The organism is Methanooceanicella nereidis (assembly GCF_021023085.1).
Classification (GTDB): domain Archaea; phylum Halobacteriota; class Methanocellia; order Methanocellales; family Methanocellaceae; genus Methanooceanicella; species Methanooceanicella nereidis.
In genome coordinates this window covers 71,888-97,857 of record NZ_PGCK01000011.1, presented here as the reverse complement: position 1 = coordinate 97,857, position 25,970 = coordinate 71,888, and the positions used below count along the sequence as shown (strand labels likewise).

Below are 25,970 nucleotides of genomic sequence, written 5' to 3'. Positions count from 1 at the left end.
CCCACAAAAAATTTTACAATTTATTATACGTGGTTATGTAATAATCCAATTTTTATTTGTTTTGGTGTAATATTGAAATTATATGTTTGTATTTAATTATTTTATAATTGCATTTTTCCTGTGCTATTAAGCGTATTTTTCCAGACCGGGATATCTTTTTATAGAAAAAATTTTATTCTTTATGATAAGTCGGTTTGGTGTTAAAGTGAAAACCCTGATCGTTTACTACTCAAGGACCGGAAAAACAAGAATGGTAGCACATAAGCTATCTTCAATGCTCGGATGTGATATCGAAGAGATCACCGACAAAGAAGACCGGTCGGGTCCGATTGGATTCTTAAGATCGGGACGCCAGGCCAGGGATAAAGAATTGATCGATATAAACGATCTAAGTAAGGATCCTGCTTCATACGATATGATAATTATCGGCACTCCGGTGTGGGCATGGACAATGGCATCACCTGTAAGGTCTTTTATCCATAAGTACAGGGATAGGTTTAATAAGGTCGCGATTTTTTGCACGTGTGGCTCTGTGGGAGCCGATTCGGCTATGTCTGAAATTGAAGTGCTCAGCGGTAAAAAAGCCTTATCATTTCTGGGATTAAAAAACGCAGAACTCAAAGAAGATCTTTGTGGACAAAAATTAAAAGGTTTCGTAGAAGAAATAAAAAACAAATAATACTAAGGCATCAATCCGGAAGCTCGTCGAGTACCTGCTTTATACTTTTTCTGTACGCACGAAAAGCTTCCCTTCCTGCATCTGTGAGAGTTAGCATCGTGTGAGGTTTTTTATCCACGAACTCTTTTATCACTTTTATATATCCGGCATCCTCCAGTTTGCTCATATGCGAGGAAAGGTTTCCCCATGTCAAACCTGTCTGTCGCATGAGGAATGTGAAGTCCGCACTTTCCACAACATAAAGATATGACATGATCAAAAGCCTCGCCGGTTCATGTATCAGCCTGTCTATATTCTCTATTGGCTGCGCGTCGATTTCATCGGTTTTATCTGCGGCCACCTAAGACTCCCTTTTAAATTCTATATCTTTTTGGATTGGATATTTTTGTATGAACCTGACCATTATAAATAATCCGGTCAACGTAATGATAAAGCCCGATATTATCATCGCCCAGTATGGCTCGATATCGATAATGTGTTGTATTATGAATATTGCCAGTACTGTCAAGGAGTAAAGATAGAAACGTTTTAATTCAAACATGTACGCTGCCATGGCGAAGAAAGACGCTCCTGTTGCTCCAAGTATGACCAGGTAATATTCTTTGATCATATCATTTATCCAGGATGGCAGCATATCGTTCATTATTATCAAGGTGAATATAAAAAACAACGAACCCACGATGGTCATGATGCTAAACAATATCATTTTTTTCTTTTTTTCTTCCTCTTCTTTTTTCAGCTTAAATTTTACAAATCCAAGACGAGGGATAGTTATCGCTTTTTTCATTGATGCATAAACAGGTAAACCTGTGACAATCCATATGCCTATCATCCAGGCAAGATCATAGGCCATCGCTATGCCAAATCCTATCAGTATAAGTCCCGCGCAAATATCAATAAGGCCGTCCTGGTGATAAGACAGGTAAGCTTTTTTCTCTAATTGTTTTAGGTCAATATCATTTGACATTGCTATCCTCAAAATATGTTATGATGGTTCAGGTATTTATTACTTTGTGATGCAAAGTTGTTTGTAATATTCTAAATCAATGTATATACTTATGATGTTAATTACCACTTAGAGATGCATCACTTTAATCCGTTGATTTAAATGGTAATTGCCGTATATGGCTACGATATTGTGTTATACATGGATGTGATGCATTTTCATCTCATAGGCTCAAAGGTCATCTCAAAGAACTCAAAGCTTCTTTTATTAAATGAAACGTTTAGTTCTTTGGGAAGTATTTTGAGCATTTGATTTTAAGATGCATCGTGCCAGGATCGGGTATTCCTGTTAACTATCATTCCATATTTTGCCCGATAATTAAAAATAAACGACGAATGACACAATGTACTAAGTTATTTATTTTTTAGGTTCGATCATCGATGTCTTTGAATAATTAAAAACTAACCTGAAATCAGTGCCGTTATTGCCATTGATCTCCATTTTACCATTTAACTGCGTTGCCAGTGCATTAACTAGCTGGATTCCGAGCGTCTCCGAGCCATTCGGATCAAAATCCACCGGAAGACCTATACCATTATCCGAAACACATAAATTGAACATATCGTTTTCAATGTAGGCATCTATCCTTATCTCTCCCTCCCTGTTATCGGGAAAAGCATATTTTAACGAGTTAGAGACGAGCTCGTTTATTATTAAACCGCATGGTATGGCCGTATCGATATTTAGGTTGATCTCGTTTATATTGAAATTTAATCGTAAGTTTTTATTGTTTGAGTATGAGTTAAACAGAAAAGTAGTAAGTGATCGTACATAATCTTGAAAATTCAGGGTTGAAAACGTATCGTTCCCGTATAGCTTCTCATGAATCAATGCCATTGACCTGATTCGGTTCTGGCTGTCCTTGAATAATTGCAGGTCATGCTTATCTTTAATCTGGGCTGACTGTAAGTTCAGGAGGCTCGAGATTATCTGAAGATTATTTTTCACTCTATGGTGGACTTCTTTTAGTAAAATATCTTTTTCATCCAGGGCCCTTTTGATCTCATCTTCTGCTTTTTTACGCTCCGTGATGTCAGTTATCATGTACAGCGAGCCCTTATATGCGGAATTATCGTCCAGTATGGGGCTTGATGACACTATCACCCAGAAAATTGATCCGTCTTTTTTAACGCATTTGAGGTCGAATTGCTTTTTTATACCTTTTTTGTTCAAGTCCCGGTTCGTCAATAAAATATCCATGTACTGCCCATCTACCAGGTCCAATGGGTTCCCCTCTATCAGCTCAGTGTCGGTATAGCCTGTGATCTCGGATAGCTTTTGATTTACGAATAATGTGTTAAGATTTTCATCTATGACACAAATACCTTCTTCAGAAGTATCTATTATACGGCGGTATTTCTCTTCACTCTCTTTTTTCTCATCCTCCCATCTTTTTATATCACTGACGTCATCCGCTATTAGAATATATCCGGATATCCTGCCTTCGGAGTTATTCGCCGGGAAGATCTTGATGTAAAGATAAATGTCCTTTCCGTTATTTTCCGCGCCGGATAGATATGACATGGGTATGGATACGGCCTCTCCGTTTTTGACCTTATCAATATATGTCTGTGGTATCATGTCAAATTCTTTGGGACTTTTAAATAAATTAATGTCTTTTAGCTCTTCGGTAGTTTTTATATTCATTATTTGAATAAAATTATCATTTGTCTTGATAATATTGCCCCTGACATCGAAAATACATACACCGTCCGGGGATTGCATTATCAGGTCATCCATGAACTGGAGCGTGTCGTTTAAGTTTTTATTCATATCGTCTGCGCGTCTTTTTACATGGATTATGGCGGCCAGGATCAGCCCCACTGTAAGGAATAAGAAACCAAAACTGTAGAGAAGGACGCCAAAGTCCGTAAATATCTGCGGCAGGTTTGGCGATATCATCTTTTCGATTATCTCCGCGTTATCGCCTATGAAAAGTAAGATTATGCTGATTATCAGCGTCGTATAAAGGTGTTTTATATTGTCGTTTCTTTTTACCGTGATAAGAACTAACAAAATGTTATTGATGATATTCTCAAAAAACAAATAGGCCGATAATATCAGGATATTAAAAACCTGGGGGTTATTCTCTAACACCGCCCTGGAAATAAAGAAGATCAGTATGATGGAGTAGATCACTACTATGGAGGAGAATATTTTTGAAACATGCCTGTCAACGTGCTTTTTTTGCTCCATCAGTTGTAAGGTTATCACAAATGTTAGCGGTATATACCTGAGTATTGAAAATATCTTTGTAAAATAATATAACCAGTCTAAATCATAATAATACAGGATAATGGTATTAAAAAAATAATATATCGTCCACAGGAAAAGTGAGCATGTAAGCCCCACTGTTATTTGTTTTGAGTATCTATTCTCAAAAAGGCTATACAATTTTAATGAAAGCAGCGTACAGAAAAACAATCCCAGGACACTTATAGTTCCATATAATAGTTTAGTGTCCAGTGATGACCTGATATATAGATATATATTAATACCTATAAGAATTAAGATAAATATTAAAGCAGTGTCTAAAAGCTTTGAATAAATGGCCATTTTTGGATTTGACATTTAGATTTTGTGATTATTTAATGATAAATAAATCTATTGGTTTTTTTGTAATATATGCATAATATTGTATATATTATACTATTTTTAATTTGTTATGTATATGAACATTCAAAATATGATTATTTACGATTTCATTCTCCATTCGCCTGTTTTTTCATCCTTTTTATACTTCTTTTCTACTGCAGCCCATGCTACCCTGTGAGCAGCCTCCTCTCGAGATTCTTTTCCTCTGCGTTTTTCAGGGTCTGCGTATTGATCCCATGCGCTGTTAAATGCATTTTGATAGATCTCCTGCGCGTGCACGGGCAAATTCTCTTTTACTCGGTCAGGTAATTCTTCAAGACTTTGATATGGCATACAGTTCCCCCATAAAGTTAACTCTATTTAGTATATTTTTCTTATTTATATAATTTAATAAAATAATGATCGAATACGTTTTATTTTGCGCTTATTTAAAAATTTGGTTCATCTCAGATCTTTGGAGTGATGTTTTTATGTTGTTCCTTTCGGATGGCAGGTAAACACTAACCTCACGAAAACACAGAAACACAAAAATTTTTCAGATTTTAAGACCTCAAAATCACCAAAAATCACTCACCAAGTCACTAAGGCCCTGGTATCACCGTTAACGCACTAACGGCCAAAACGCTCAACTCAACACACTAAATTCTATAATTCACTAACGCTAAAACAAATCCCGAAACTCCCCGAACCACCAAAGTTTAATAGCACGGTTGACGTTCAACACGTTCGAGCATACTTTAAATAATGTTGATCAATAAGGCGCAACACAAACTGTGCCATTATAATTTCGTGCTTTGGGGGAGGTTCGGAGGTTGTTTTAGCGTTAGTGATTTCGTGCACTTAAAAATCATATAAAAAAAATTTATGTGGTTCCGTGTTTTCGTGAGGTTAGTGTTTACCTGCCATCCGAAAGGGACAACACAAAGAACATCACCTAAAAAAAGCCGAAGAACTAAAAAATTATTATATTTTTAGAGTCATTATACCTTCAAAAATAATTAATTATATTATTGTTTTCTCAATTATGCTCCCGTTATATATCTAACGGTCTAAGCGTCCTTTTATTATAAATATATTAAAATCTTTTTACATACACAATATAACTATATTATATCCCGTTTTTTTTACAAATACCGTCCAATTCTATACTATTTGCATCGAATATTTTTATTGCCATCTGTAAATATTTCTTTTTTAGTAAACCGATGTAATTGAATTTAATAACTTTCAATACGCTAAGAAAAATAATATATATTATCAGCAAGAATTATCATCATTATTTAATAAGAATATAGTAAAACTGGTGATATACATGACAGCAAAAAAAAGTAGTCTCAACGATGTCAGGAACGATGTTAGCATCTCAATGGTACATTGTGTAAATACCGGATGCACCTATATTTATGAAATAATGAATGGTGAGATAATTAACGAACAAAAGGTCCATGAATAAAAAAAATTTAACATCTACACCAATCATATTTTTGAATGCGGGAACTCTATCTCGAACCTTGTGCCGTCATTTCTGTAAAGCCTGATGGACCCGTTTATCTGTTCAGTCAGCGCATGAACAAGCTGTAAACCCAGTGATTTATTGTTATCGATATTTTTCTCTTCCGGCAGGCCTATGCCGTCGTCCATTATTGTCAATACCATCCTGTCAATGTTTTTTGGTTTTAACTTTATTGATATCTTACCTTTTCTGCCATTAGGGAAAGCATACTTTAAGCTGTTCGACACAAGTTCATTGATGATCAGCCCGCAGGGAACGGCAGTGTTAACGTTCATATATACTTCGCCCGATTCGATTTCAAGGCCTATGATATTCCTGTCAACTCCATAAGACCTGAATAAATATGATGTCAGATTATCCATATATTCTGAAATATCGACGTTTGCCAGGTCCTTCGACTGATACATTTTTTCATGTATCAATGCCATCGTCCTTACTCTGTCCTGGCTTTCCTTGAATATCTCCAGGTCTTTTTCATCCCGGATATAATCGAACTGAAGGCTCAGAAGGCTGGATATTATCTGTAGATTATTCTTTACTCTATGATGTATCTCTTTTATAAGCACTTCTTTTTCAGCCAGTGATGCTTGTATGCGCTTTTCAGCCTGTTTAAGTTCCGTAATGTCGATTATGAAACCTCTCAGCCCGGCCGGCCTGTCATCCTGATAAATGACGCTTGCGTGTATCATACCCGGATATGTGCTGCCATCTTTCCTTCTTATCCTGTATTCTCCGCCTTCGCTATTACCTTTTAATGCATTTGACATATTCTCTTTAAGCCTGTCTCTGTCTTCCAGGGATATTATCTGGAAAGCATTCAGGCCTTTTTTGAAATCTTCTTCATTATATTTCGTTAGTCCAAAAGCACTTTTATTTACAAACGTAATGTTGCCGTTAATGTCTATTTCAAACACTATCTGCGGCAGGAGATCTGCCAGCTCTTTATATTTTTTAATGCTTTTTTCCAGTTCCTCTTCTGCCTTATTACGTTCTTTTATTTCCGTCTGCAACGCTTCGTTGATCCTCTTTAGCTCTGACGTTCTTTCTGCTACTCTCGTTTCAAGCTCCCTGTGCATCTTAAGTATATCATTTTCGGATCGTTTGCGTTCGGTTATGTCCAGTATTGTGCCTACCATGCCGCCTATACTACCGTCGGGATTTAAATAGGTAGCTTTATTGAATATGACATCATGTTCCGAACCGTCTGCATTTTTCACCCGGGATTCATATACCTGTATACCTCCGGAATTAAAGAGCGAATCATCGGCATTTTTATATATCTTCGCTAAATTTTCCGGGGCGAGGTCAAATACTGTTTTTCCAATAATACTGTCTCTGTCAAATCCCAGGTATTTTTCAAAGGCTTCATTACAGCCAATATATATGCCTTCCCGGTTTTTATAAAAGATCGGTAACGGGATAGTGTTCATGAGCACTTGCAGGAAGTTCAGGTTTTTCTTCTCCGCATCTTGTACGATCTTTCGCGCGGTCACATCATTATAACTATATGATCTTCCCAGATACCTGTTACCTGCGTCTCTCATCATAAATGAGTATAGCCTTATAACCCTGCCGTCAGTCAGCAGGGTCTCTTCCTCTGCTATATGGCTACAATTTTCGTTTTGAAGCAATTCCATTGTTCTTGCAAATGATACTTTATCTTTTACCCGTAATAATAAATTTGATACTATGTCAGAATGTTTAAGCTCGCCTGATCTTAATTTTTTTTCCAGATGCTCGATATTCCATAATTTTAGGAAATTATTATTAAAATATAATATTTTATCATTGACATGATCTGCAAAATATATTGCAACAGGTAAGCCATCGGACATGTTATGGAGGAGAATGTTTTCCCAGTTCAACATCTCTTCTGCCGGACGGCTTTTCTTCCAGGATCCGTTTTGTTTCGCTGTCAGTCTTCGTAATTCGACAAGCTCCGCTATAAGTTGCTCTTTTGTTTTATCTTCATCTTTTATATCCTCATTAAAAACCGGCGACAACTTTTTCACATTTCCCGTTTATCCCAGATTTAGCTATTATGCTATCCCGCTGTATTAAAACTTTTTATATGGTTTAATTAGAATAAATGGGTAATTTTTTTATACAAATATTTATAAAATTAATATTTTTATATATGGATATAATTTGTTCATTAATATTTAATAAATGCTTTTTATCTATTTTTAGAATACAGACCTGATTAATTAGTGTTGATCCGAATCAACATGTACCGTTTTATATATTTTATGTAATAGGCTGGAAATTATTCTTATCGTCTTTTTGTTTTAATATTCCCTGTCGTCTTTGTATTGTTCATAATGTACTTTACCCATTCCATCATTACCTTCTCTTCCCCTGCGGATACTTTATTAGCCGATATCGCATCCCCGAACACTTTTATTGTTTCAGGTATCTTCAGGAATTTTTTATTGGCAATGCAAAAATCGACGTATATCGGGAATAATTCATCAGACATGGCGTATAATCTTTTCATGGGCGCCATTTTTTCTATAAGCTCTGCTTTGATGACTTTTCTCTTCTCTTCGTTAATATTCCGGCTTTCACCGGCAAGCCCCCTTATCAGGTAGGAAAAAACCGATACAGCAGCCTGTTCTTCGTCGAAATCATCAACATTGTTCATAAGTTATCCGGGTACATTGATGGTAGTATTCGGATAAAATCTTTTCAGTATACCTGCTATCATAAGTAAAATATTATATGTGTCATCGTTTATATTTAAGTTAAATAATTAGTTTTTATACTATTAGCGAATCTAATTAATTGATCATTAAAAAGTACTGTATGCATCGCAACGATAATGAAGATAAAGTATGGGTTATGGTAGATATTGAACGTTAAAAAGGGTCTCGGAGGATAATAAAATAATGGTCGAGTATGAAAAGCATTATTCTGACAGCTCATTCCAGGGTAAGATAAAAAAATACGGTAAAAAAGCCGGTATGAAAGCAGTCTATAGCGGGCTTGTGCTGTATTATTCCCTTCAGAATGAAAAAATGCCGATAAAGTCCCGGCTGGCTATAATAGCTGCACTGGGATATTTCATATTTGCCATGGACGCTGTTCCCGATATACTGATCGGTATGGGATATACGGATGATATCACAGTGCTTATGGGCACTTTAATGCTGGTCTCCAAATATGTCGATGAGGAGGCGAAACAAAAAGCCCGCAACAGAGTGATATCATTATTCGGGATCAAAGACACGGAAGCTATGGATAATGTCGACAAAGGTTTAAGGCTCGGCGATAAAAGCCAGGCCATGCCTTGAAGATCATAATGCCGCCGGTATCCTGCGCATATTCGCTTATCGGAGTGTATGCTCTGGTGCTTGATATATTTAAAAACTAAATGATCTCGAGTGAAAGCCAGAGAATATGACAACTTTTGTTTTTTTCCTGAATTATGCTTTTAAACCGGCATATCAGATTCCGTTCTGGTGAATATTTATGGTCGGTATAAGTAAGGTAAAAGTCCATGAAGGTATCATAGCACCGATGTTCGAAGCTACTGATATCAACGGGATGGCCTTTAACTCCCGGGGGTATACGGGAAGAGGTAACCTTGTCCTGTTATTTCATAAGGGCAAGGGCTCGGAGATAAGCCTGAAGGAACTTGAAGAACTTAACCGGGATTATAACCGTATCAGTTATCAGGATGGCGAGGTAGTCGCTATCAGCATGAATGATGAAAGATCTCTGAAAGAAATATCCGACCGGCTTGGAATAAAATTCAAGATGATAAGCGATCCCCGGCACAGGATAATAGACGAATATCGTGTATATAATGCCGATAAGGATGAACTGGCGATCACAGTATTCGTCATCGATAAGACGGGTATAATAAGGTACAAGCAGACCTTAAGTGATACGGGCGATGTCATTCCGGCCACGGATATCGCGAATAAATTAAGGCAGCTGGATACCGGTGTTTGATCTTTTTTAGCTACCATTTTTTTCGTACCTAAAGTAATGCTTATTATTCATCATGTCTGATGCTTTATAGAGATATAAAATGGATAAGTTCGTAGTATCGCTGAGCATAATATCGATGATCCTGGTCGCAGGGCTTGCAGGGATCATCATGACCGATAAAAAGCCGCATGAGATATATACGCCTGATCATGCTGTGCTGGTGGCAAAAAATTTCGTCATGAACGACGAGACATATAAATTCGACGGGATACCTGATACGCTGAACGTTTATTATTGGGATACGTTGCGTATGCCGTATACATATGCCATTGCAGCAGAATTCACGTCCGCGCATGGCGGATATGGTGACCGCACAGGGGTTCCTGTGACACAGGCATTGACACACCATAATGCAAGGATAATCGTATCTAAAGGTAAGGTCATTTCTGCCATTATGGATTCCAGATGGGACATGATAAACGAAAAGCCGATCCAGTATACTGAATGATACTGATATGGGCAGTATCATTTTTTGCCCTTCGTGATCTTTAGGGCATTTTATTTTTAATCATTATTTATGATCCCAAGTTCTTGTGTGATTATCATCTACGACATCCTGTAATGCTAATACAATATTATCCGGGACGCACAATGACCAATTTTGTTTTTATGGCATTATCTACATTATTATTAATTATAATTATTTTCTTTATATCATTTTTTTTATTACACTAAAACTATTTGTCCTATTAAAAAATATATATTATATTAGATATAGGAGGAATAGCAATCACTTACATTTCGCTTGCCGCACATAAGAATGAATTAGTCATCATAGGGGATATGAATGACTTCGCCAACTATTTCTGCTTTGCCAGAAAGCAAAAGGCGAACATATTAAATACGGACGTAGATGTTCACTCCGCGGAAGATGTCAGTCTTGACGAGATAGATTCGGATATTAAGCCCTTTCATGACGAATCGCTGGACATCGTGAGCATCGATGAAGAAGACGACATTTGATCATCTCCGGATAATTTTCATTTAATAAATCCCTGCCTTTTTATATACCACTGGTTACCTTTGTATCGGTCATATCGATAAATGTTATAAACAGTGAACATTATTTAATAATTAATAACCAGTTAATCGTTTCATTTTTATCATCGCGGAGGTATGCTCACGGAAGAAAAATATGTAAAGGCAATAAAAGCAGGTATCATATGCGGGGCCGCGCTTATTTTCCTTACCATTATAAACTCCCTGATAGTCAATGTCGTCGGCGGCACTGACTTTAATGATGATGCTATTTCCTGGGCGGACAATTACACCAGCAATGAAAATATTACTATGAGCATGCCCGAACCTTCCGCGGGGAACACTGCTTTGCTCAGTGTAGTTTACCTGTTGTTCATGAGCCTCACACTGATAGTATTTCTCATTTCCGGGATGTTATCGGTAAAATTTGCTGCAGAGTATATCAATACAAAAAGCGATGCGGCCGGCATAGGGGCATTTTCTGCTGTCGTGGCCGAGATCATTCACAGGCCTGTAGCGATAATCGTGGATATGGCATTAAGCTTATTTTCGTCGTTTAACATAGTCTCAGTTGATGCGATACTATCGACGATGATCGGGCATGTGATCTGTTGTTTCCCTGTCACGTTACTGCCGGGAATGATCCTTGCCGTGATAGGTGCAATAGCATATAAAATAATGAAGCTGGACAGGGAAGAATAAAAGAATATTTTAACATTTTTTATCCGGCCTATGTTCATAATTGTGCCGCCGGACAAAAAATGTAATTATAGCCGATCTAAGGTTTTTTACTTTTACTCTTCTTAGGCGATCTTTCCGGCATACCTGAAACATATTCATGCGAACGTGAAAGCCATTGTTTAAAAAGATCATTATCATTAAATATTGCTGGCGACAGTACGACATATTCTTTCATCTTTCGCCCTTTCACGGGCTCGAATATACTGACGCTTTCGAATTCTGATAGTATCTTTTCCCTATCTTCCTCTGATAGCCTTAAGAATATGTTACTTCCATGCACGCCCGTGAACATATTATTATTGACAAAATATACCGGACATCCGAACATTTTCTTTTTTTCGGTGACAAGATCCTTAATGCTTGATCCCAGTAATTCGCTTTTTTCGTCCGATACCTTTTCCCACTCCATGATAATACCACCGATAAGATCTAACACAAGAGTTTACTATATTTATTTATTAAATATTCGTTATGTCAAGCATTACTATGTTCAGTTTCCTTTACGAGCACGATGATCAATGCAGGTATCCCGTCGCAAAGATCCTCTTTATAGAACGGTATCGCCTTAACGCCCGAAGGTAAGCGAGAATTTTTCCCGCTAAATGTTTTATTCCACAGCTCCAGATTATTTAGGTCCTTTTCATTATTTTTCAGATCAAATAGCTCTTTATATGAGGATACAAGCCATTCTCTTAATTTTAACGCTACCTGGCCGTCGTCTAAAAAGGCTTCCATTGCCTCTTTTGTGAATTCGACGATAAAAAATATTTTTCCGGATACTGCGTCACCCTCGAACATGTCATAATACCGGAATAATCTTCTTGTCAGATGTTCATTATTATTAAATTTCCTGGCAACAAGGTCGAAAAATCCCAGTGTTTTTAGGTTTTCATATGTTTGAGATACTTTTTGAATAGCTGCACGGTCTTTAGGTATCGAATGCTTTCCACATGATCCGATTATCCTGTCTATTTCTTTCGATATGTCGATATCCAGCGATGAGATCCGGTTTAAAGGTATCATTGTATCACTATTGATTTTCATTAATAATGTTAAATATTTATTGGATAAATTTTGTTTTAAAAAAATGAGTTTTACTGATAGCTATCTGGTTCAGCAATAAAAATTTAGATCTTTTGTTAACTTATTTTTTTAAGCCGCTCGATCATGTACCTGCTCATGTTATTGTATAACTCTTTCTTTATGAATGGTATTTTTAACGACCATCTCAATGCGAGATTAAAAGCCCTTCCGCGGATGTCCTTTTGTGGGAAATCATATAGCCCGTTGGTTTTATAGAATCTATCGTCTTCTCTGAATATGCCGCTTAAAGAATAGACAAGGTCCCTGAATATCTTGTGCCCGCCGACTCCGGGGAACATAGGCGGCTTATTCATCTGCTCATCAAGGCTCTTTATAAGCTGTCCTGAAAAGTTTTGGATCAACGAGGTCAGGTAAACGGAGTCATCATATTCATCCGTTACTATACCTGCCAGATTAGTGTTACCTACCATAGCCCTTGACTCAAGATCTTGCCTTAATGTATTCAGCTGCCTGAGCGGGCCTGATATGATATAGCCCATCTGTTTATTTTGAGCCATTGGCCGGTGCCCGTTAAAAAAAGACCTGTCAAAGAACATCTTAAGCCTTGACGAAAAGTACCTGTCACGGGTCTTGGTCGCATAGATCATGGCGTCAGCCGGAAAAATGATATTTTTATAGATGCCTGTCACATCGTCTTTATAGACACATGTGCCGTCATACGCACATTTCATACAGCCAAGGCATCCTCCCCTAATATCAGCGTCATTGATATTGACTACTTCAACGTTACACGGAATGCTTTTTAAGAAAATTTCGATCATCCTGTTCAGGTTAGTATCATTTTCCCCCGCATCGGTCACAAGAACTATCTTATGATCTTTAGCCGCTGGTATCTTTGAGGTCTCTGCCGGCATGAACTCTTTAGTATCATATGATATCGGCTGATATCTTTTTTCTACAGGCAGCCTGTTCTCCGCATGCTCTAAAAAGTTTTTTGCGAACTTGATCATGTTGTCCCTTTCTTCTTTTTTCAACAGGTCCATCATGTCCGCAGAGAATCCCGCCACATATCTCATATCGAGATCTTCGCATATCGAATGCATATATTCATGGGCGAGATTATCAAAAAAATGAGCCGAAGTCGTTATTGAAGTCGTGTATTTATCTTTTAGGTCTCCGTTTCTGTAATGCTCAAACATAAGCTCGATGAATCTTTTAAGCTGTGACGGAACCGAAAGATGGTATACAGGAAAAGCCCAGATCACCGCATCTGAATTTTGTATTTTTTCCATGATGGATAAAAACAGCGTAGTATCATTTTCTATCTTTTTTATATCGTGGCCTACGTTAATGACTTCAAATTCATGGCCCTTGACCATGTTTTTAATGTAGCCGATATATTGCAGAGTTATACTATTATCCCCTTTAGGGCTTCCGTTCATTACCGCGATCTTCATCTAAATGCCTGCCTTGCATATTTTTAGGCTTTTTATTGTTTTCAGAGCTATTGTTACTACATAGTATAAGTAAAATAATAAACGGATACAATAATTATATCATTTCCCGATAAAATATACATTTTATACTCGGGCGAACGAAAACAGCATTTAAGTCAAAACCATGATACACAGGTATTCCGATGTTTGAAAAGATCGACCTCACTAAAAAAATGGATAAAAAAGAATATGATCGTATATTCCCTGATCTGGAGATAAGGCTGGGTGAGCTTCAAAGGCAGGCAAGGGATAAAAAAGTGCCCATAATGATAGTTTTTGAAGGCTGGGACGCTTCCGGAAAAGGTGAGCTGATCAACGATCTCATATTGCCTCTGGACCCCAGGGGATTTAACGTCTATCAAATATCAAAGCCTGATAAAGAGGAATCATTAAGGCCTTTTTTCTGGAGGTTCTGGACCAGGACCCCTGCCGGGGGCAGGATAGCTGTCTTTGAAAAAAGCTGGTACAGGCGCACACTTGCAGAAAAACTCGACATCGACTTAAAAAAGAAAGACCCTTTAAGATCTGTCAAGAATTTCGAATGTTTTGATAAGGTGAACTATTTTGAAAAACAACTGGCTAACGAAGGCTATGTCATCATAAAACTGTTCCTTCATATCAGTAAAAAGGAGCAAAAAAAGAGATTCGATAAATTGGAGAAAAATTCCCTTACATCATGGATAATATCGAAAGAGGACTGGAACCTTCATAAAAATTACAATAAATACGTTCCAGTGATCGAGAAGATTATCGAAAGCACGGATACGGAATATGCTCCCTGGACGATAATCAAGGCGAACGATAAAAGGTTCGCGAGAGTGAAGATCTTCGATACAGTGATCAAAGCCATAGAAAATAAGCTGGAACAATTGGACTCGGAAAGAACGAACGATAAGCAGGATATCCGGTCTGAGATCCCCGGGATAAAAAACATGAGCACTTCGATACTGGAAAAAGTTGACATGTCAAGATCCCTGACGGCTGACGAGTATAAGAAAAAGCTGAAGATCTATCAGGACAGGATTAAAGAGATACAATATGAGGCATTCATAAAGAAAATACCTATCATCATAGTATACGAGGGATGGGACGCATCGGGAAAAGGCGGGAATATTAAGAGACTGACAGAAAACCTTGACCCGAGAGGCTATGAAGTAGTACCGATATCTTCGCCTGACGACTACGAACGGTCTCACCACTATCTTTGGAGGTTCTGGAAGGAATTCCCGAAGGCAGGCCATATCACCATATTCGATAGAAGCTGGTATGGAAGGGTTCTTGTCGAGAGGGTGGAAGGGCTATGCAGCCAGGAAGAGTGGAAGCGGGCATACGGCGAGATAAACGAGATGGAAGAGACACTTGTGGATTTCGGATCTGTCCTGATCAAATTCTGGCTTCATATAGACAGGGACGTCCAGTTCGAAAGGTTTAAATTCCGGGAACAGGACGTGCATAAAAAGTGGAAGATAACGGACGAGGATTGGAGGAACAGATCAAAGTGGGATGATTATGCTGTGGCTATCGATGAAATGCTGTTAAGGACCAGCACAACTTACGCCCCCTGGACCATAATCGAATCAAACGATAAGTATTATGCAAGGATCAAGACTTTGAAGACCGTTATAGAGGAGGTAGAAAAAGCTTTCTGAGCTTATTTGTTTAAACACAATGCCAATAATAATCGTTTGCCTAAAGTGCTATGTCTTCTTAATTCCTGAAAATATTATTTCTTTTTTCACGACTAAGGCACAAATGCGACTAAGGAACACGAACTATTAACCGCAAAATCTTTGATGAACGGGGTCTTGCTCAGGTTTTAAGAATGAAAGTACGTGTCGTACTTACTGGTCTTTGAGATGAAGTTTTTATGGTTGTGCCTGTCGGATGGCAGGCAGGCACGTAACCTCACAGAAACACGGAAACACAAAATTTTTTTATATGATTTTTTAAGGGCACAAAAAGCACTAAGAATTTACTCACCAAACCACAAAGGGCTCAAGTATCACCGTCAACGCACTAACACCTCTAACGCTCGGCTCAACGCACCAACCTGCTCTAAGTCACCAACGCTAAAACAAGACACGAACATTCCCCAAAGCACGAAAGTCTAATATCCCGGTTTGTGTTCTCCTTGACCTATAGCAGTGATATATTTGTCGTGTAAGCGTCAACCGTGCAGTTAAACTTTAGTGTTTTTGGAGAATGTTCGGGTCTTGTTTTAGCGTTGGTGAATTAGAGCACTTCGAGCATTAAGCCGTGCATTAGAGACTTTAGTGCGTTGACGGTGATACTGGAGCCATTTGTGGTTTGGTGAGTGAACCTTTGGGTTTTCGTGACCTTAAATTCTAAAAAAAATTTGTGGTTCTGTGTTTCTGTGAGGTTACGTGCCTACCTGCCATCCGACAGGCACAACGGCAGAACATCGATCCCATAATAGATGTTACATGCAGTTTTTAACGGTAGCGTACAACGGCGATAAAGGGACACAAAGTACTTTTTTATGTTAATATGTATTTTGAAAATAAGTTTATAGTACAGACCATTTATCTATGAATAAGAAAAGTTTTAATCAAATGAATAATTATTGTTATCGAAGTATTATACTATCATAGGGGTATCAAAATGAAGAGATATTTATTCTCATTTTTCAGTGTATTATCTCTTCTAACTCTCATCATCTTTTTCTCACCGGTATGTAATGCATCGGCAGCGAACATTACGAAATACGACTCTTACAAGGATATCACCATAAAGCTCGATGAAGACCTCATCATAGAACGCGGAGAATGGCTGGTGTTAGATAACGTAACGCTGGAAATAAATGCGTCTCATGACAGGCTGTACAGGATAGAGGTCATGGATGGCGGGAGATTATATATCAATGATTCCATGATATCCTCATCCAATGCGGAATACCCGTACATCTTTTTAGTGGATGAAGGCAGCAGTTTTCAATTGATCAATTCCGAGCTATATGACTGCGGAGATCCGGTATATAAAAATAAGAAATACTACGGTCTATGGATCAATTCGGATGATTCCATAATAAAAAACAATAAGATAACCGATTGTTATTTCGGCATTATTCTGGATGGCTGTGAGCATTGTATCGTTGAAAAAAACCAGGTAATATTTAATGATGAAGGCTTGTTTATCGATTCTTCAAATAATAACCTGATATCCGGGAACATTATCAATTACAACGACGGCAACGGAATTTATCTATATTCCTCGGATAAGAATTACCTGTTAAATAATGAGGCTAGCAATAATAAGAACAAAGGTATCTGGGTAGCGGGTTCAAGCGATAAGAACTACCTGGAGAATAACCGGTTCGATCATAATTCGATCGGTATCGCAGTGGAATTTTCAAAGACGAACATCCTTAAAAATAACACGGTCACTTTCAACTTGAAAGACGGTATTTATGTCACATCATTTAGCCATGATAATCAGATCCTCTATAATACGGCAATAAATAACCGAGATAATGGAATATACATAAATAGCTCGAACAATAGCGTACTTTTTCAAAACAACGCGAGCTTTAACGGTGGCTACGGGTTCTATATAGATGAGAACTGCGATACCGTTATCGCCGATAAGACCGGGAACATTGCAAGCGGGAACGGAAAGGATGACTATTTCATTCCTGAAAAGAGCCTTTCTTTCCTGGAGATCTCATTTATTTCCATATTTTTTGCATTTATCGACAAAATATTTTTTATGATAGATCTCCAGAGATTCATAATCTCTAACATATTCGGAGGTATGGCCGCCCCGTTCCGGCAGCCAATATCGAAGTACGTCCTTAAGCCCATCAATAGGCTGATATCGATGTTTAACATACGGAGAAACGATTACTATAACGCGCACATTAACTCCCGCTTTAACATCACGTTCATACATTTCCTCTCAGGGAACAGGATATTCAGCATCATAAGGATGAGGTCGCCTATAAAGATATTATCTAATCCCATAGCTCTGCAGCAGGTAAGGTTTTTTGACCTTCTGTTAAAGGATAAGGAGTTCCTGATCAGAAATGCTATCTACTTCGGATCAATGATGCTGATCGGAGTTTCGATCTACTATGCTTTAAGATTTATCGGCATATGGAAATTACCATACCTGATCCCTATCACTTTACAGTTCGTCATAATGTATTTCATAGGCATTATAATCGAAGGCAATGTCATTGGAAAAGTGGAGAACATACAATACGACCTGGGATTCGAAGGCGATATCCAGCTGCTGCGCGAAGATATTGACATGAATAAAAGGCATCTGGAGTCAAAGCTGACCAATAACGAGATCGATACTGACACTTACAGGCTGAGGATGAGGGATCTGAACGAACAGCAATACATCGTCGATTATCTCGAGGGTAGAAAACACTTTTTGCTTTTCACGGAAAAAGGATATTTGAGCGCTATAAGCATATATGAAAAGATACTGGAGAGGTCTCCTGAAAATCCGCTGGTCCTTGCAGGATTAAGCGAAGCTTATGCTATGATCGGGCAGTGGAAAAAAGAAAACGAGGACGATGGGCATGAGTTCATAGAAAAGTCAGCTCATTTCAGCCAAAAAGCATACGAGATCGATAAAAGCTATTGCGAGGTATGCAGAGCCTATGCGATCAACCTTTACCATAAAGGTGACCGTTCCGGGGCGGAAACAGAGATCAATAACGCCATAAGGATAAATCCCTCCAATGCTTTCTCTTATTATATCTGCGGAACTTTCAAGGATAATACAAAAGAAAAAGTAAGGCTATTTAAGAAAGCCCTTACACTTAACCCTGACCTTATAATAGCTCACAGGGAGTTAGGCATCATTTATCTTGAAGACAAAAAGTCGAATAAAGCCGCGGGTCATTTCGAAAAAGTGATAAAGCTGAACGATGACGACCCCTGCGCGCATTACTATAAGGGTAATATCTATCAGCGCATGGTCAGGATAGAAGAAGCCATCAAGGAATATAAAAAAGCATTGATGATATACCCTGGATATATCAAGGCACAGAATGCAATATCAAACGTACAAAAAGAATCCTATCAATGATCTTTTCTATACTCTGTCCCGCCTTATATCCGGTTTTAAGGATTAAAAAACAAGTATAATCCGTTATACTACGAAAGGTATTTATCGGGGAATTTTATTTAAAGCAAGTGATTTATTATGGAAGTAAGATCACAGCAAGTGATTATCCTTGCATTATCAATGTTCATATTTACATTAGGATTCGGTATTATCATACCGGTAATGCCTTATTATGCCGGGAATCTCGGCGCTACCGCATTTGAGTTAGGCCTTCTTATGGCCACATTCTCGGTCATGCAATTCGTATGCGCCCCGTTCTGGGGAAGAGTATCCGATAAGATCGGCAGAAAACCCGTGATGATGATAGGTCTATTCGGGTTTGGCTTTTCATTTACTATAACCGGGTTATCTACAGCGTTATGGATGTTATTCGTATCCGAGCTGATAGGAGGGGCCCTGTCTGCCGGCATATGGCCCTCGGTGCTAGCATTTATCGCCGACATCACAAAACCTTCCGAGAGGGGAGGTTTGATGGGTCTTATGGGGGCGGCTTCTGGATTCGGCATAATTTTCGGACCGGCCATATCCGGCGTATTGACAATATGGGGCCTGTCGGCGCCATTCTTCGGGGCGGCAGGCGTGGCCATATTCACGATGGTACTTACGTTTATCCTTCTTCCCGAATCACGCTCATTTAACCCCGGGAATAAAAGCGTTGATAAAATATCAATGATCGCGGCTTTAAAAACACCTTTAGGCGCATTGTTCCTGCTGATGCTGCTCATAAGTTTCGCAGGGGCATGCATAGACGGCACGTTCGCGTTCTTTGTGATGGATAAGTTCGGGCTTTCAGAGGAATCATCGGATATTCCTTTCTTTAACGGCAGCATAACGATGACAGGTCCGGGCGTCATGGCCATTGTATTCACGTTCATAGGCATCATGGGTATCATAGTACAGGGTGTGCTTGTGGGTAAATTGATCCTGAGATTCGGCGAGGAAAAGACTATTATCGCAGGACTGATCATTGTTGCCGTTGGACTCGGTTTCTTGATCTTCGCATCAGGTCTTGAGACGCTTGTGCTGTACACTTGCCTTATCGTCGTGGGAAGCGGTCTGGCGAACCCTTGCCTGAACTCGCTGGTCTCAAAGGGCACCGATAGCGAAAACCAGGGTGCTGTGATGGGCATTTTAGGCTCTTTTAGCAGCCTCGGGAGAATACTCGGTCCCCCTGTAGGCGGATTTGCATTTAACATATATACCGGATTGCCATATATCGGTACAGCTTTCTTATCTATCGTAGGAGCGTTCGTGATATCTTACCTGGCAAAGAATGGCGGTATCGTCAATGAAAAAGAAAAAGTGACCGTGAAGCCTCCTATAAGGCTATGATACGGTCATTTTATTTTTCTGGTCAGATCATCCGAACTGAAAAATAAAAAAATATGGGGAAAAAGCTCAGGATTTTCTGACAAGGTACTCTGCTATGCCGTACCCTTCCAGGCCGTTGAATTCATATTTTGCCAGGGTCTCGTGCATGACTGAAATGTTCTTACCGTCCTGGCTTACAAATGGCAGCATGGCATTTTTAATGATATTCGCATTAACATCATATGTTTTGCCTTCTTTATCCGTAAGCACCATCGCAAAAGACCTAGGGCTTCCGTCTTCGTTATAGATAGTATCGATCTTTGCGGCGTCCAGCGGTATGTTCGTCCCGTCAATGTGTATGAAACCGGCATCAACTTCTCCCTGCTCCACAACGAGTTTTGTAACATTGAGAGCACAGTTCTCCGAAAATTGCGCAGTCAGCCATATCCACATCTTCGGCGCGTTCCAGTCACGGATACCCCAGGAATGGTCCCTCTCTCCAAGCCCGTTTATCATGTATTCGTTATTGCCTATGACAAGCTTGCCCTTCATGCTTCCGAATTGTTCCAGGTGCTCGGATGCCACGCATTGCGATATTTCCTCTTTAATGCCGCTTACGCACTCTCTATAATTGAAAACGTCATTTAAAGTTTCATAATCAAATGAAAACGATACTTTTACCGGCTCTGCGGTTTTTCCTATGATCTTCCCCATCATCCCCGAATATGTAATATTCCATGATCTTTCCGGTTTGACCATCTTAAAACTTAAACCTTTAACCGATAGTTCATTAGTATCATAGGTGCCATTGTCTTTTATGCCTACCAGGTTATTATCGGGCATCATAAAAAAGCAGAAAACACTTTTTTCATTCTTGTTGGGTTTCAGCCCTATCCTCATGAACCCGCATATGTCTTTTTGTTTATCGTAAAAGCTGAAATAGAAGCTCTCGTTCCATTCTGTGTGTTCACCGTATTCGTGTATAATGTCAGTGTGCATGATCATTTCTCCATTATGTATATTATGCCGTCGTTTCCGTCTATGGTGACCTTTTGTCCGGTTTTCAGTAGCTTTCTAGCATTTTTTACAGCTGTCACTGCAGGTATGCCATATTCGCGCGACACGACCGCGCCGTGTGAGAGTATGCCGCCCGTTTCAGTGATAAGCCCTGCGAGTTTTGAGAATACCGGCGTCCATCCCGGGTCGGTGTTTGACGTAACAAGGATCTCATTCTCTTTTACAACTGACAATTCTTTAATCGATTCAACGACTCTCACGATGCCTGTTGCTATACCCGGGCTTGCGGATGTTCCTGTGATCCTCATTATATTTTCATCATGTATCACGGTATCGTCAAATTCCGTTTTACCCTTCAGGAATTTTTGCGGCAATATATCCTTATATTTCTCAAATTCCGATCTTCTGTATCTTATGACTTCTTTTTCAGGGGATTTTTCTCCGCGCCCTATAGAGAAAATTTCCTCTTTCGACAGGAAAAATATGTCTTCAATATCGTCGATGATCCCTTTTTCAGCGTACCTTCTCCCATATTCCATGAACAGCCTTCTTTCTCTGAACAGGATATGGTCCAGGTAGAATCTCTGGTTTTCACGGAATATGAGGTAAGTTTGGGCATATTTTAACACTATCTTAAAGATAGCCCTTTTAAAGAAGCCGAACTTAAGCTTAGAAACTTTATCAAGAACGTCTTTCTCCGTACTTAGCCTTTCCTGGATCTTTTCCTTTTCGATTTTTACCAGGTCAAGATCCTGAGATGATAATAATGCTTTAAGCACGTCGACGATTAGGGACTGGTCATCCGCCCATCTCGGGAAATAGATTTCCCTTGTATGGGACCTGTGGCCGTATTCCCTGATGAACTCGTCATATTTTAAAGACGCTTCTTTCATCGTGGGATCGGTATGAATCCTGTCAATGAAGCTATTGTGATCTTCTTTCAACAGTTGATCGATATCATCGCAGCATTCCCTTATCGCTCTTGAGACCTTCCAGATCGCGATATTGGTTTGTATGGTCTTGTTCTCCTTGAGCCCTGATATAAGCCCGGAATACAGCTGGCCGGACTTATCATCGAGCCAGTCCGTAAGCCATCTTTTTATCATTAAGTTGGTGCCGATGCTGTGTGTGACCATCCCGTAACGTATCAGCCGGAAATGTTTTATGAACGCGTTTTCCATATTTTTATATTCGTCATAAAGCTCTGCGTCGGATAACTCTTTCAGGTCGAGGGCGTCATATCTCTTCATCACATAAATATAATTTTCAGCCCATTTGTTGTAGGCATCGTTTGTCTTTGTTATCATACCGTCCCTGTCAAGGATAGCGATCCTTAGCTCTGCCAGCAGCCTCCTGAAGATTTTCGTAGGGGCATTTTGTATCCTTGGCTGGTCTTTTTCCGGGAAATAGTTCAGCAGCTCTTTCGTCCTTGAAAACTTCGGATTAAATGTGAACACTATCTCGAGCACTTCGGAATTAAAGTAGATATGCCCTTTGTGAAGTTTCAATAGCTGCTTATCTCTGAGCTCATGATATCCCATGATCTGATTTCCTTCGCCAAGAACGTATTTGGATAGATATTCGCCCAGCAGAGAGAAAAATAAAGGCGATGTCACATCCGCCCAGTATTCATCACCGTATGCCCTTGTCCATAACGTCTCATTTTTCTTTTCAAGAGTCGTGATAGGCCTTGATTGTAAAATATGGATATCTTCCCCGGATATCGCCCACTCGATGTCTTGCGGGGACCCGAAATAACGTTCTATTTCCATTCCTATCGTCGCAAGCTTATTAGCCTCGTTTTCTGTCAGGGACGGTAACATCTGTCTTGTCGTTTCAATGTCAACGACTTTGCCGTCCATGGATAAAAATATGCCTTTAGTTTTTTTGTTGACTTTTTTACCTGTGATATTGCCTGTTTTTTTATCGCAGGTAAATTTGTCAGGGCTTACTATGCCGGAAACTATAGATTCACCGAGTCCCCAGCTAGATTCTATAATAATATTATCATTCACGGGATTTACGGGATCTGCGGTGAACATAACGCCGGATATCTTTGCATCTACCATCTTTTGTACAACCACAGCGATCCCGGAATCTACCTGTGGTATATTCGCCTGATGCCGATATGCGATAGCCCTGAAGTTCCAGAACGAAGCCCAGCATCGTTTAACATATTCCGGCACATCTTCTCTCCTCACGTTCAAAAATGTGTCCTGCTGGCCGGCAAATGATGCTTCAGGCAGATCCTCGGCCACGGCAGAAGAGCGCACCGCCCATAAGGTATCGTCGTCGATGATCTTTATCGTATTCTCGATTTCATTTAAAATTTCTTCCTGTATGCGGCCATTGTTTATCCACTGTATTATTTCTTCAGAACAGGATTGTAGTTCTGTCTCATTACTTATATCACAATTATCCAGGCGTTTAATTATTTTTTCTTTTAATCCGTTTTCGAAAAGAAATTTTTCATAAATGTCAACAGTGATGGCAAAACCTTCAGGCACAGGAAACTTTCCTTTTATCAAAATGGAAAGGTTTAGCGCTTTACCTCCGATCTTATTGATGTCTTCTTTTTCTGTATTGTTTAAAAATAAAATAGTTTTATCCTTATCTTTAAAAAAATGTTCCCTTTGACCATGTTCATGATCGTGATCTATACTTCCCGCCATAATGATCAATATCTCTCAATACACCTATATACAAAATTGTAATATTGCAGGGAAATATTATAAAGGATTTTTGGTAACAAGTGCCCTGATAAATATATGATCCGCTTTACACTAAAATAGATGTCTTTATTTAAATGCAATTTTTATATATTAATAAAATATAATATTATTGGGGTATAGTAATTTATGATAAGCCAGATAGATGAGACGATCAGAGAATATATTGAACTTATAAAAAAAGACCCTGATGTGCCGGAATTGCATAATAGCCTCGGTATCGCCCTGGGTAAAAAAGGTCTTTATCGAGAAGCAATTAAGGAGTTTGATATCGCTATAAATCTAAGGCAGGATTATGCTGAAGCATATTACAATAAAGCTACTGTATTTCATATGCGCAGAAAATTCGAAGATGCTATAATGGAATATAATAAAGCAATATCGCTTGAACCTGAAAATGCAGAATACCATAACAAGCTCGGATTGGCTCTTTCGCAGAATGGCATGATAGATAAAGCGATCAAAGAATTTATGGAATCGATTAGACTTGAACCTGATTTTGACGAAGCCCATTATAACCTTGGTAATCATCTTGCTGAGAAAGGATCGATAAATGAGGCGATAAAGGAGCTTAAAGAAGCAGAAAGGATTAATCCTGATTTCTTAGAGGTAAAAGAAAAATTGAAAATGTTGGAAAAAAGAAAAACATAAAATTTATTTTTCTGAATCTATGATAGCGATCTAACAGCCATTTTCCCAGGCCGTAAAGTCACAACTCTCCGTGCGGTCCCATAATGTCACCATCAGGTTCGGGCTACCGCATCTGGGACACAATATAGACCTTGATACTATATTGCGGCGCTGTTCGCTAGGTCTTAATACATAATTGCAATCCATACAATTATATATCCTTTCGATCACATGTCCTGCGAATTCATCACACCATTCAACGTATGTATATTCAAGATCCATCACGTTTTATACACCTTTTTAACACTCATTTTTTTATTTATATTAGTTTTCAAATTTCTAAATACTAATAATATATATAAATATTATTCATGATAAATATATTTTTCTAGTAGTTATTAAGAATAATATTGGTTTATTGCATTTATAAAAAAGATTTAGCGGTTTTAACAAAATCCCGCACTTTAATGATGTCCTTATAACCGTTTTTATTCTCAAGTCCCGAATTTGCGTCCACTGCATAAGGATGTACTTTCTCTATCGCTTCTTTGACATTTTCGGGATTTAAGCCGCCGGCAAGTATTACCGGGCTTTTTACTTTCTTTACTATCTCCTTGCTTATGTTCCAGTCATGTACATTACCTGTGCCGCCAAGTCTTCCCGGCGTCCTGGAATCAAGTATCAACGCATCGGCTACAGTGTCAAATATCATCGCATTCTCAATACAATCCGGCCCAGTTACATGTATGCATTTAATTATCTTTTGACCGGTTGACCGTTCTTTTATGGTCTCTATAGTTTCCGGAGTGACATCATTCTGTATCTGTATTGCATTTGCGCCGGTATCTTCCATGATGTCTATGATCTCGTAAGGGTCCTGAAGATGTGTTACGGCAACAGATGTTATGAACGGTGGCAACGATGAAATGATCTTTTTTGCGGATATTATCTCAATCCGGTCTTCTGCTTCATGTGTTATGCCCACAAGGAATCCGATGGCGTCGACACCCGCGTTTATGGATGTCATTGCATCATTAATGTCCCGGATACCGCATACTTTTATTCTCAAAGCGTAGACCTCTTAATCGATACGGTTTTAAATTAAGCCATAATATATTAGATGATTTGAATGATC

General features: G+C 38.8%; 23 protein-coding genes. 10 read left to right on the top strand and 13 right to left on the bottom strand.

Annotated features, from left to right (window positions below; all coding sequences use genetic code 11):
- Window positions 1-205: 205 nt before the first annotated feature.
- On the top strand, window positions 206-679 hold the full coding sequence (locus CUJ83_RS12785) for a flavodoxin family protein (RefSeq protein WP_230742712.1): 474 nt from the start codon (window positions 206-208) through the stop codon (window positions 677-679).
- A gap of 10 nt (window positions 680-689) precedes the next feature.
- Here the strand turns inward: CUJ83_RS12785 and CUJ83_RS12780 are convergent, their stop codons facing one another.
- The 6 genes from CUJ83_RS12780 to CUJ83_RS12755 all read right to left on the bottom strand — a co-directional run bounded on the left by CUJ83_RS12780 (window position 690) and on the right by CUJ83_RS12755 (window position 8,437).
- Window positions 690-1,019 (bottom strand): winged helix-turn-helix domain-containing protein, encoded by a 330-nt coding sequence (locus CUJ83_RS12780; protein WP_230742711.1) that lies wholly within the window; start codon window positions 1,017-1,019, stop codon window positions 690-692.
- Window positions 1,020-1,646, bottom strand: coding sequence for a hypothetical protein (locus CUJ83_RS12775; protein WP_230742710.1), 627 nt, complete (start codon window positions 1,644-1,646; stop codon window positions 1,020-1,022).
- Between the two features lie 396 nt (window positions 1,647-2,042).
- Window positions 2,043-3,899 carry a PAS domain-containing sensor histidine kinase gene (locus CUJ83_RS12770; RefSeq protein WP_230742709.1) on the bottom strand — a complete coding sequence of 619 codons (1,857 nt, stop codon included), beginning with the start codon at window positions 3,897-3,899 and terminating at the stop codon, window positions 2,043-2,045.
- A gap of 480 nt (window positions 3,900-4,379) precedes the next feature.
- Window positions 4,380-4,613, bottom strand: coding sequence for a ChaB family protein (locus tag CUJ83_RS12765; protein ID WP_230742708.1), 234 nt, complete (start codon window positions 4,611-4,613; stop codon window positions 4,380-4,382).
- A gap of 1,143 nt (window positions 4,614-5,756) precedes the next feature.
- Window positions 5,757-7,805 (bottom strand): PAS domain S-box protein, encoded by a 2,049-nt coding sequence (locus tag CUJ83_RS12760; protein WP_230742707.1) that lies wholly within the window; start codon window positions 7,803-7,805, stop codon window positions 5,757-5,759.
- Window positions 7,806-8,065: 260 nt separating this feature from the next.
- Entirely contained in the window at window positions 8,066-8,437 is a 372-nt protein-coding gene (locus tag CUJ83_RS12755) for a hypothetical protein (protein WP_230742706.1), read from the bottom strand.
- 244 nt (window positions 8,438-8,681) lie between these two features.
- Between CUJ83_RS12755 and CUJ83_RS12750 the strand changes: the two genes are divergently transcribed.
- The 5 genes from CUJ83_RS12750 to CUJ83_RS12730 all read left to right on the top strand — a co-directional run bounded on the left by CUJ83_RS12750 (window position 8,682) and on the right by CUJ83_RS12730 (window position 11,469).
- Window positions 8,682-9,086, top strand: a complete 405-nt coding sequence (locus CUJ83_RS12750; protein WP_230742705.1) for a YkvA family protein — start codon at window positions 8,682-8,684, stop codon at window positions 9,084-9,086.
- A gap of 178 nt (window positions 9,087-9,264) precedes the next feature.
- On the top strand, window positions 9,265-9,750 hold the full coding sequence (locus CUJ83_RS12745) for a peroxiredoxin family protein (protein ID WP_230742704.1): 486 nt from the start codon (window positions 9,265-9,267) through the stop codon (window positions 9,748-9,750).
- Window positions 9,751-9,829: 79 nt separating this feature from the next.
- A complete protein-coding gene (locus CUJ83_RS12740) occupies window positions 9,830-10,237 on the top strand; it encodes a hypothetical protein (RefSeq protein WP_230742703.1) in 408 nt (135 codons plus the stop codon).
- Window positions 10,238-10,572: 335 nt separating this feature from the next.
- Window positions 10,573-10,752 carry a hypothetical protein gene (locus CUJ83_RS12735; protein WP_230742702.1) on the top strand — a complete coding sequence of 60 codons (180 nt, stop codon included), beginning with the start codon at window positions 10,573-10,575 and terminating at the stop codon, window positions 10,750-10,752.
- Window positions 10,753-10,905: 153 nt separating this feature from the next.
- Window positions 10,906-11,469, top strand: coding sequence for a hypothetical protein (locus CUJ83_RS12730; RefSeq protein WP_230742701.1), 564 nt, complete (start codon window positions 10,906-10,908; stop codon window positions 11,467-11,469).
- Between the two features lie 76 nt (window positions 11,470-11,545).
- On the opposite strand, the gene CUJ83_RS12725 is transcribed toward CUJ83_RS12730, so the two are convergent.
- From CUJ83_RS12725 to CUJ83_RS12715, 3 genes are all read right to left on the bottom strand, one after another.
- On the bottom strand, window positions 11,546-11,917 hold the full coding sequence (locus tag CUJ83_RS12725) for a TfoX/Sxy family protein (protein WP_230742700.1): 372 nt from the start codon (window positions 11,915-11,917) through the stop codon (window positions 11,546-11,548).
- 65 nt (window positions 11,918-11,982) lie between these two features.
- Window positions 11,983-12,552: a hypothetical protein gene (locus tag CUJ83_RS12720; protein WP_230742699.1), complete on the bottom strand. Its 570-nt coding sequence runs from the start codon at window positions 12,550-12,552 to the stop codon at window positions 11,983-11,985.
- 95 nt (window positions 12,553-12,647) lie between these two features.
- Window positions 12,648-14,009 (bottom strand): flavodoxin family protein, encoded by a 1,362-nt coding sequence (locus tag CUJ83_RS12715; protein ID WP_230742698.1) that lies wholly within the window; start codon window positions 14,007-14,009, stop codon window positions 12,648-12,650.
- A 182-nt stretch (window positions 14,010-14,191) separates the two neighbouring features.
- On the opposite strand from CUJ83_RS12715, the gene pap reads away from it, so the two are divergent.
- The 3 genes from pap (at window position 14,192) to CUJ83_RS12700 (ending at window position 20,480) form a co-directional block, all read left to right on the top strand.
- Complete coding sequence (pap, locus tag CUJ83_RS12710; RefSeq protein ID WP_230742697.1) at window positions 14,192-15,697, top strand: polyphosphate:AMP phosphotransferase; 1,506 nt, start codon at window positions 14,192-14,194, stop codon at window positions 15,695-15,697.
- Between the two features lie 973 nt (window positions 15,698-16,670).
- Window positions 16,671-19,109 (top strand): NosD domain-containing protein, encoded by a 2,439-nt coding sequence (locus CUJ83_RS12705; protein WP_230742696.1) that lies wholly within the window; start codon window positions 16,671-16,673, stop codon window positions 19,107-19,109.
- A gap of 117 nt (window positions 19,110-19,226) precedes the next feature.
- Window positions 19,227-20,480, top strand: coding sequence for an MFS transporter (locus CUJ83_RS12700; protein ID WP_230742695.1), 1,254 nt, complete (start codon window positions 19,227-19,229; stop codon window positions 20,478-20,480).
- Between the two features lie 66 nt (window positions 20,481-20,546).
- Here CUJ83_RS12700 and CUJ83_RS12695 read toward each other — a convergent pair whose 3' ends face one another.
- Both CUJ83_RS12695 and CUJ83_RS12690 read right to left on the bottom strand, forming a co-directional pair.
- Window positions 20,547-21,458: a DUF7064 domain-containing protein gene (locus CUJ83_RS12695; RefSeq protein ID WP_230742694.1), complete on the bottom strand. Its 912-nt coding sequence runs from the start codon at window positions 21,456-21,458 to the stop codon at window positions 20,547-20,549.
- Between the two features lie 2 nt (window positions 21,459-21,460).
- Window positions 21,461-24,148, bottom strand: a complete 2,688-nt coding sequence (locus CUJ83_RS12690; protein ID WP_230742693.1) for a PEP/pyruvate-binding domain-containing protein — start codon at window positions 24,146-24,148, stop codon at window positions 21,461-21,463.
- Window positions 24,149-24,334: 186 nt separating this feature from the next.
- Here CUJ83_RS12690 and CUJ83_RS12685 point away from each other — a divergent pair, with 186 nt between their 5' ends.
- Window positions 24,335-24,856 (top strand): tetratricopeptide repeat protein, encoded by a 522-nt coding sequence (locus CUJ83_RS12685; RefSeq protein ID WP_230742692.1) that lies wholly within the window; start codon window positions 24,335-24,337, stop codon window positions 24,854-24,856.
- A gap of 30 nt (window positions 24,857-24,886) precedes the next feature.
- On the opposite strand, the gene CUJ83_RS12680 is transcribed toward CUJ83_RS12685, so the two are convergent.
- Window positions 24,887-25,117 carry a hypothetical protein gene (locus CUJ83_RS12680; protein WP_230742691.1) on the bottom strand — a complete coding sequence of 77 codons (231 nt, stop codon included), beginning with the start codon at window positions 25,115-25,117 and terminating at the stop codon, window positions 24,887-24,889.
- A 142-nt stretch (window positions 25,118-25,259) separates the two neighbouring features.
- The gene (locus CUJ83_RS12675; protein WP_230742690.1) at window positions 25,260-25,904 is read right to left on the bottom strand and encodes a phosphoribosylanthranilate isomerase; all 645 of its coding nucleotides are present in this window, start codon (window positions 25,902-25,904) and stop codon (window positions 25,260-25,262) included.
- Between the last annotated feature and the right edge of the window lie 66 nt (window positions 25,905-25,970).

Excerpts from the sequence above, each read along its gene's own strand:
- CUJ83_RS12705 (WP_230742696.1), top strand. The coding sequence starts at position 16,671 with ATGAAGAGATATTTATTCTCATTTTTCAGTGTATTATCTCTTCTAACT.
- CUJ83_RS12725 (WP_230742700.1), bottom strand. The coding sequence starts at position 11,917 with ATGGAGTGGGAAAAGGTATCGGACGAAAAAAGCGAATTACTGGGATCA.
- CUJ83_RS12755 (WP_230742706.1), bottom strand. The coding sequence starts at position 8,437 with ATGAACAATGTTGATGATTTCGACGAAGAACAGGCTGCTGTATCGGTT.
- CUJ83_RS12740 (WP_230742703.1), top strand. The coding sequence starts at position 9,830 with ATGGATAAGTTCGTAGTATCGCTGAGCATAATATCGATGATCCTGGTC.
- CUJ83_RS12730 (WP_230742701.1), top strand. The coding sequence starts at position 10,906 with ATGCTCACGGAAGAAAAATATGTAAAGGCAATAAAAGCAGGTATCATA.
- CUJ83_RS12750 (WP_230742705.1), top strand. The coding sequence starts at position 8,682 with ATGGTCGAGTATGAAAAGCATTATTCTGACAGCTCATTCCAGGGTAAG.
- CUJ83_RS12685 (WP_230742692.1), top strand. The coding sequence starts at position 24,335 with ATGATAAGCCAGATAGATGAGACGATCAGAGAATATATTGAACTTATA.
- CUJ83_RS12745 (WP_230742704.1), top strand. The coding sequence starts at position 9,265 with ATGGTCGGTATAAGTAAGGTAAAAGTCCATGAAGGTATCATAGCACCG.
- CUJ83_RS12680 (WP_230742691.1), bottom strand. The coding sequence starts at position 25,117 with ATGGATCTTGAATATACATACGTTGAATGGTGTGATGAATTCGCAGGA.
- pap (WP_230742697.1), top strand. The coding sequence starts at position 14,192 with ATGTTTGAAAAGATCGACCTCACTAAAAAAATGGATAAAAAAGAATAT.
- CUJ83_RS12720 (WP_230742699.1), bottom strand. The coding sequence starts at position 12,552 with ATGAAAATCAATAGTGATACAATGATACCTTTAAACCGGATCTCATCG.
- CUJ83_RS12715 (WP_230742698.1), bottom strand. The coding sequence starts at position 14,009 with ATGAAGATCGCGGTAATGAACGGAAGCCCTAAAGGGGATAATAGTATA.
- CUJ83_RS12775 (WP_230742710.1), bottom strand. The coding sequence starts at position 1,646 with ATGTCAAATGATATTGACCTAAAACAATTAGAGAAAAAAGCTTACCTG.
- CUJ83_RS12700 (WP_230742695.1), top strand. The coding sequence starts at position 19,227 with ATGGAAGTAAGATCACAGCAAGTGATTATCCTTGCATTATCAATGTTC.
- CUJ83_RS12765 (WP_230742708.1), bottom strand. The coding sequence starts at position 4,613 with ATGCCATATCAAAGTCTTGAAGAATTACCTGACCGAGTAAAAGAGAAT.
- CUJ83_RS12735 (WP_230742702.1), top strand. The coding sequence starts at position 10,573 with ATGAATGACTTCGCCAACTATTTCTGCTTTGCCAGAAAGCAAAAGGCG.
- CUJ83_RS12695 (WP_230742694.1), bottom strand. The coding sequence starts at position 21,458 with ATGCACACTGACATTATACACGAATACGGTGAACACACAGAATGGAAC.
- CUJ83_RS12690 (WP_230742693.1), bottom strand. The coding sequence starts at position 24,148 with ATGGCGGGAAGTATAGATCACGATCATGAACATGGTCAAAGGGAACAT.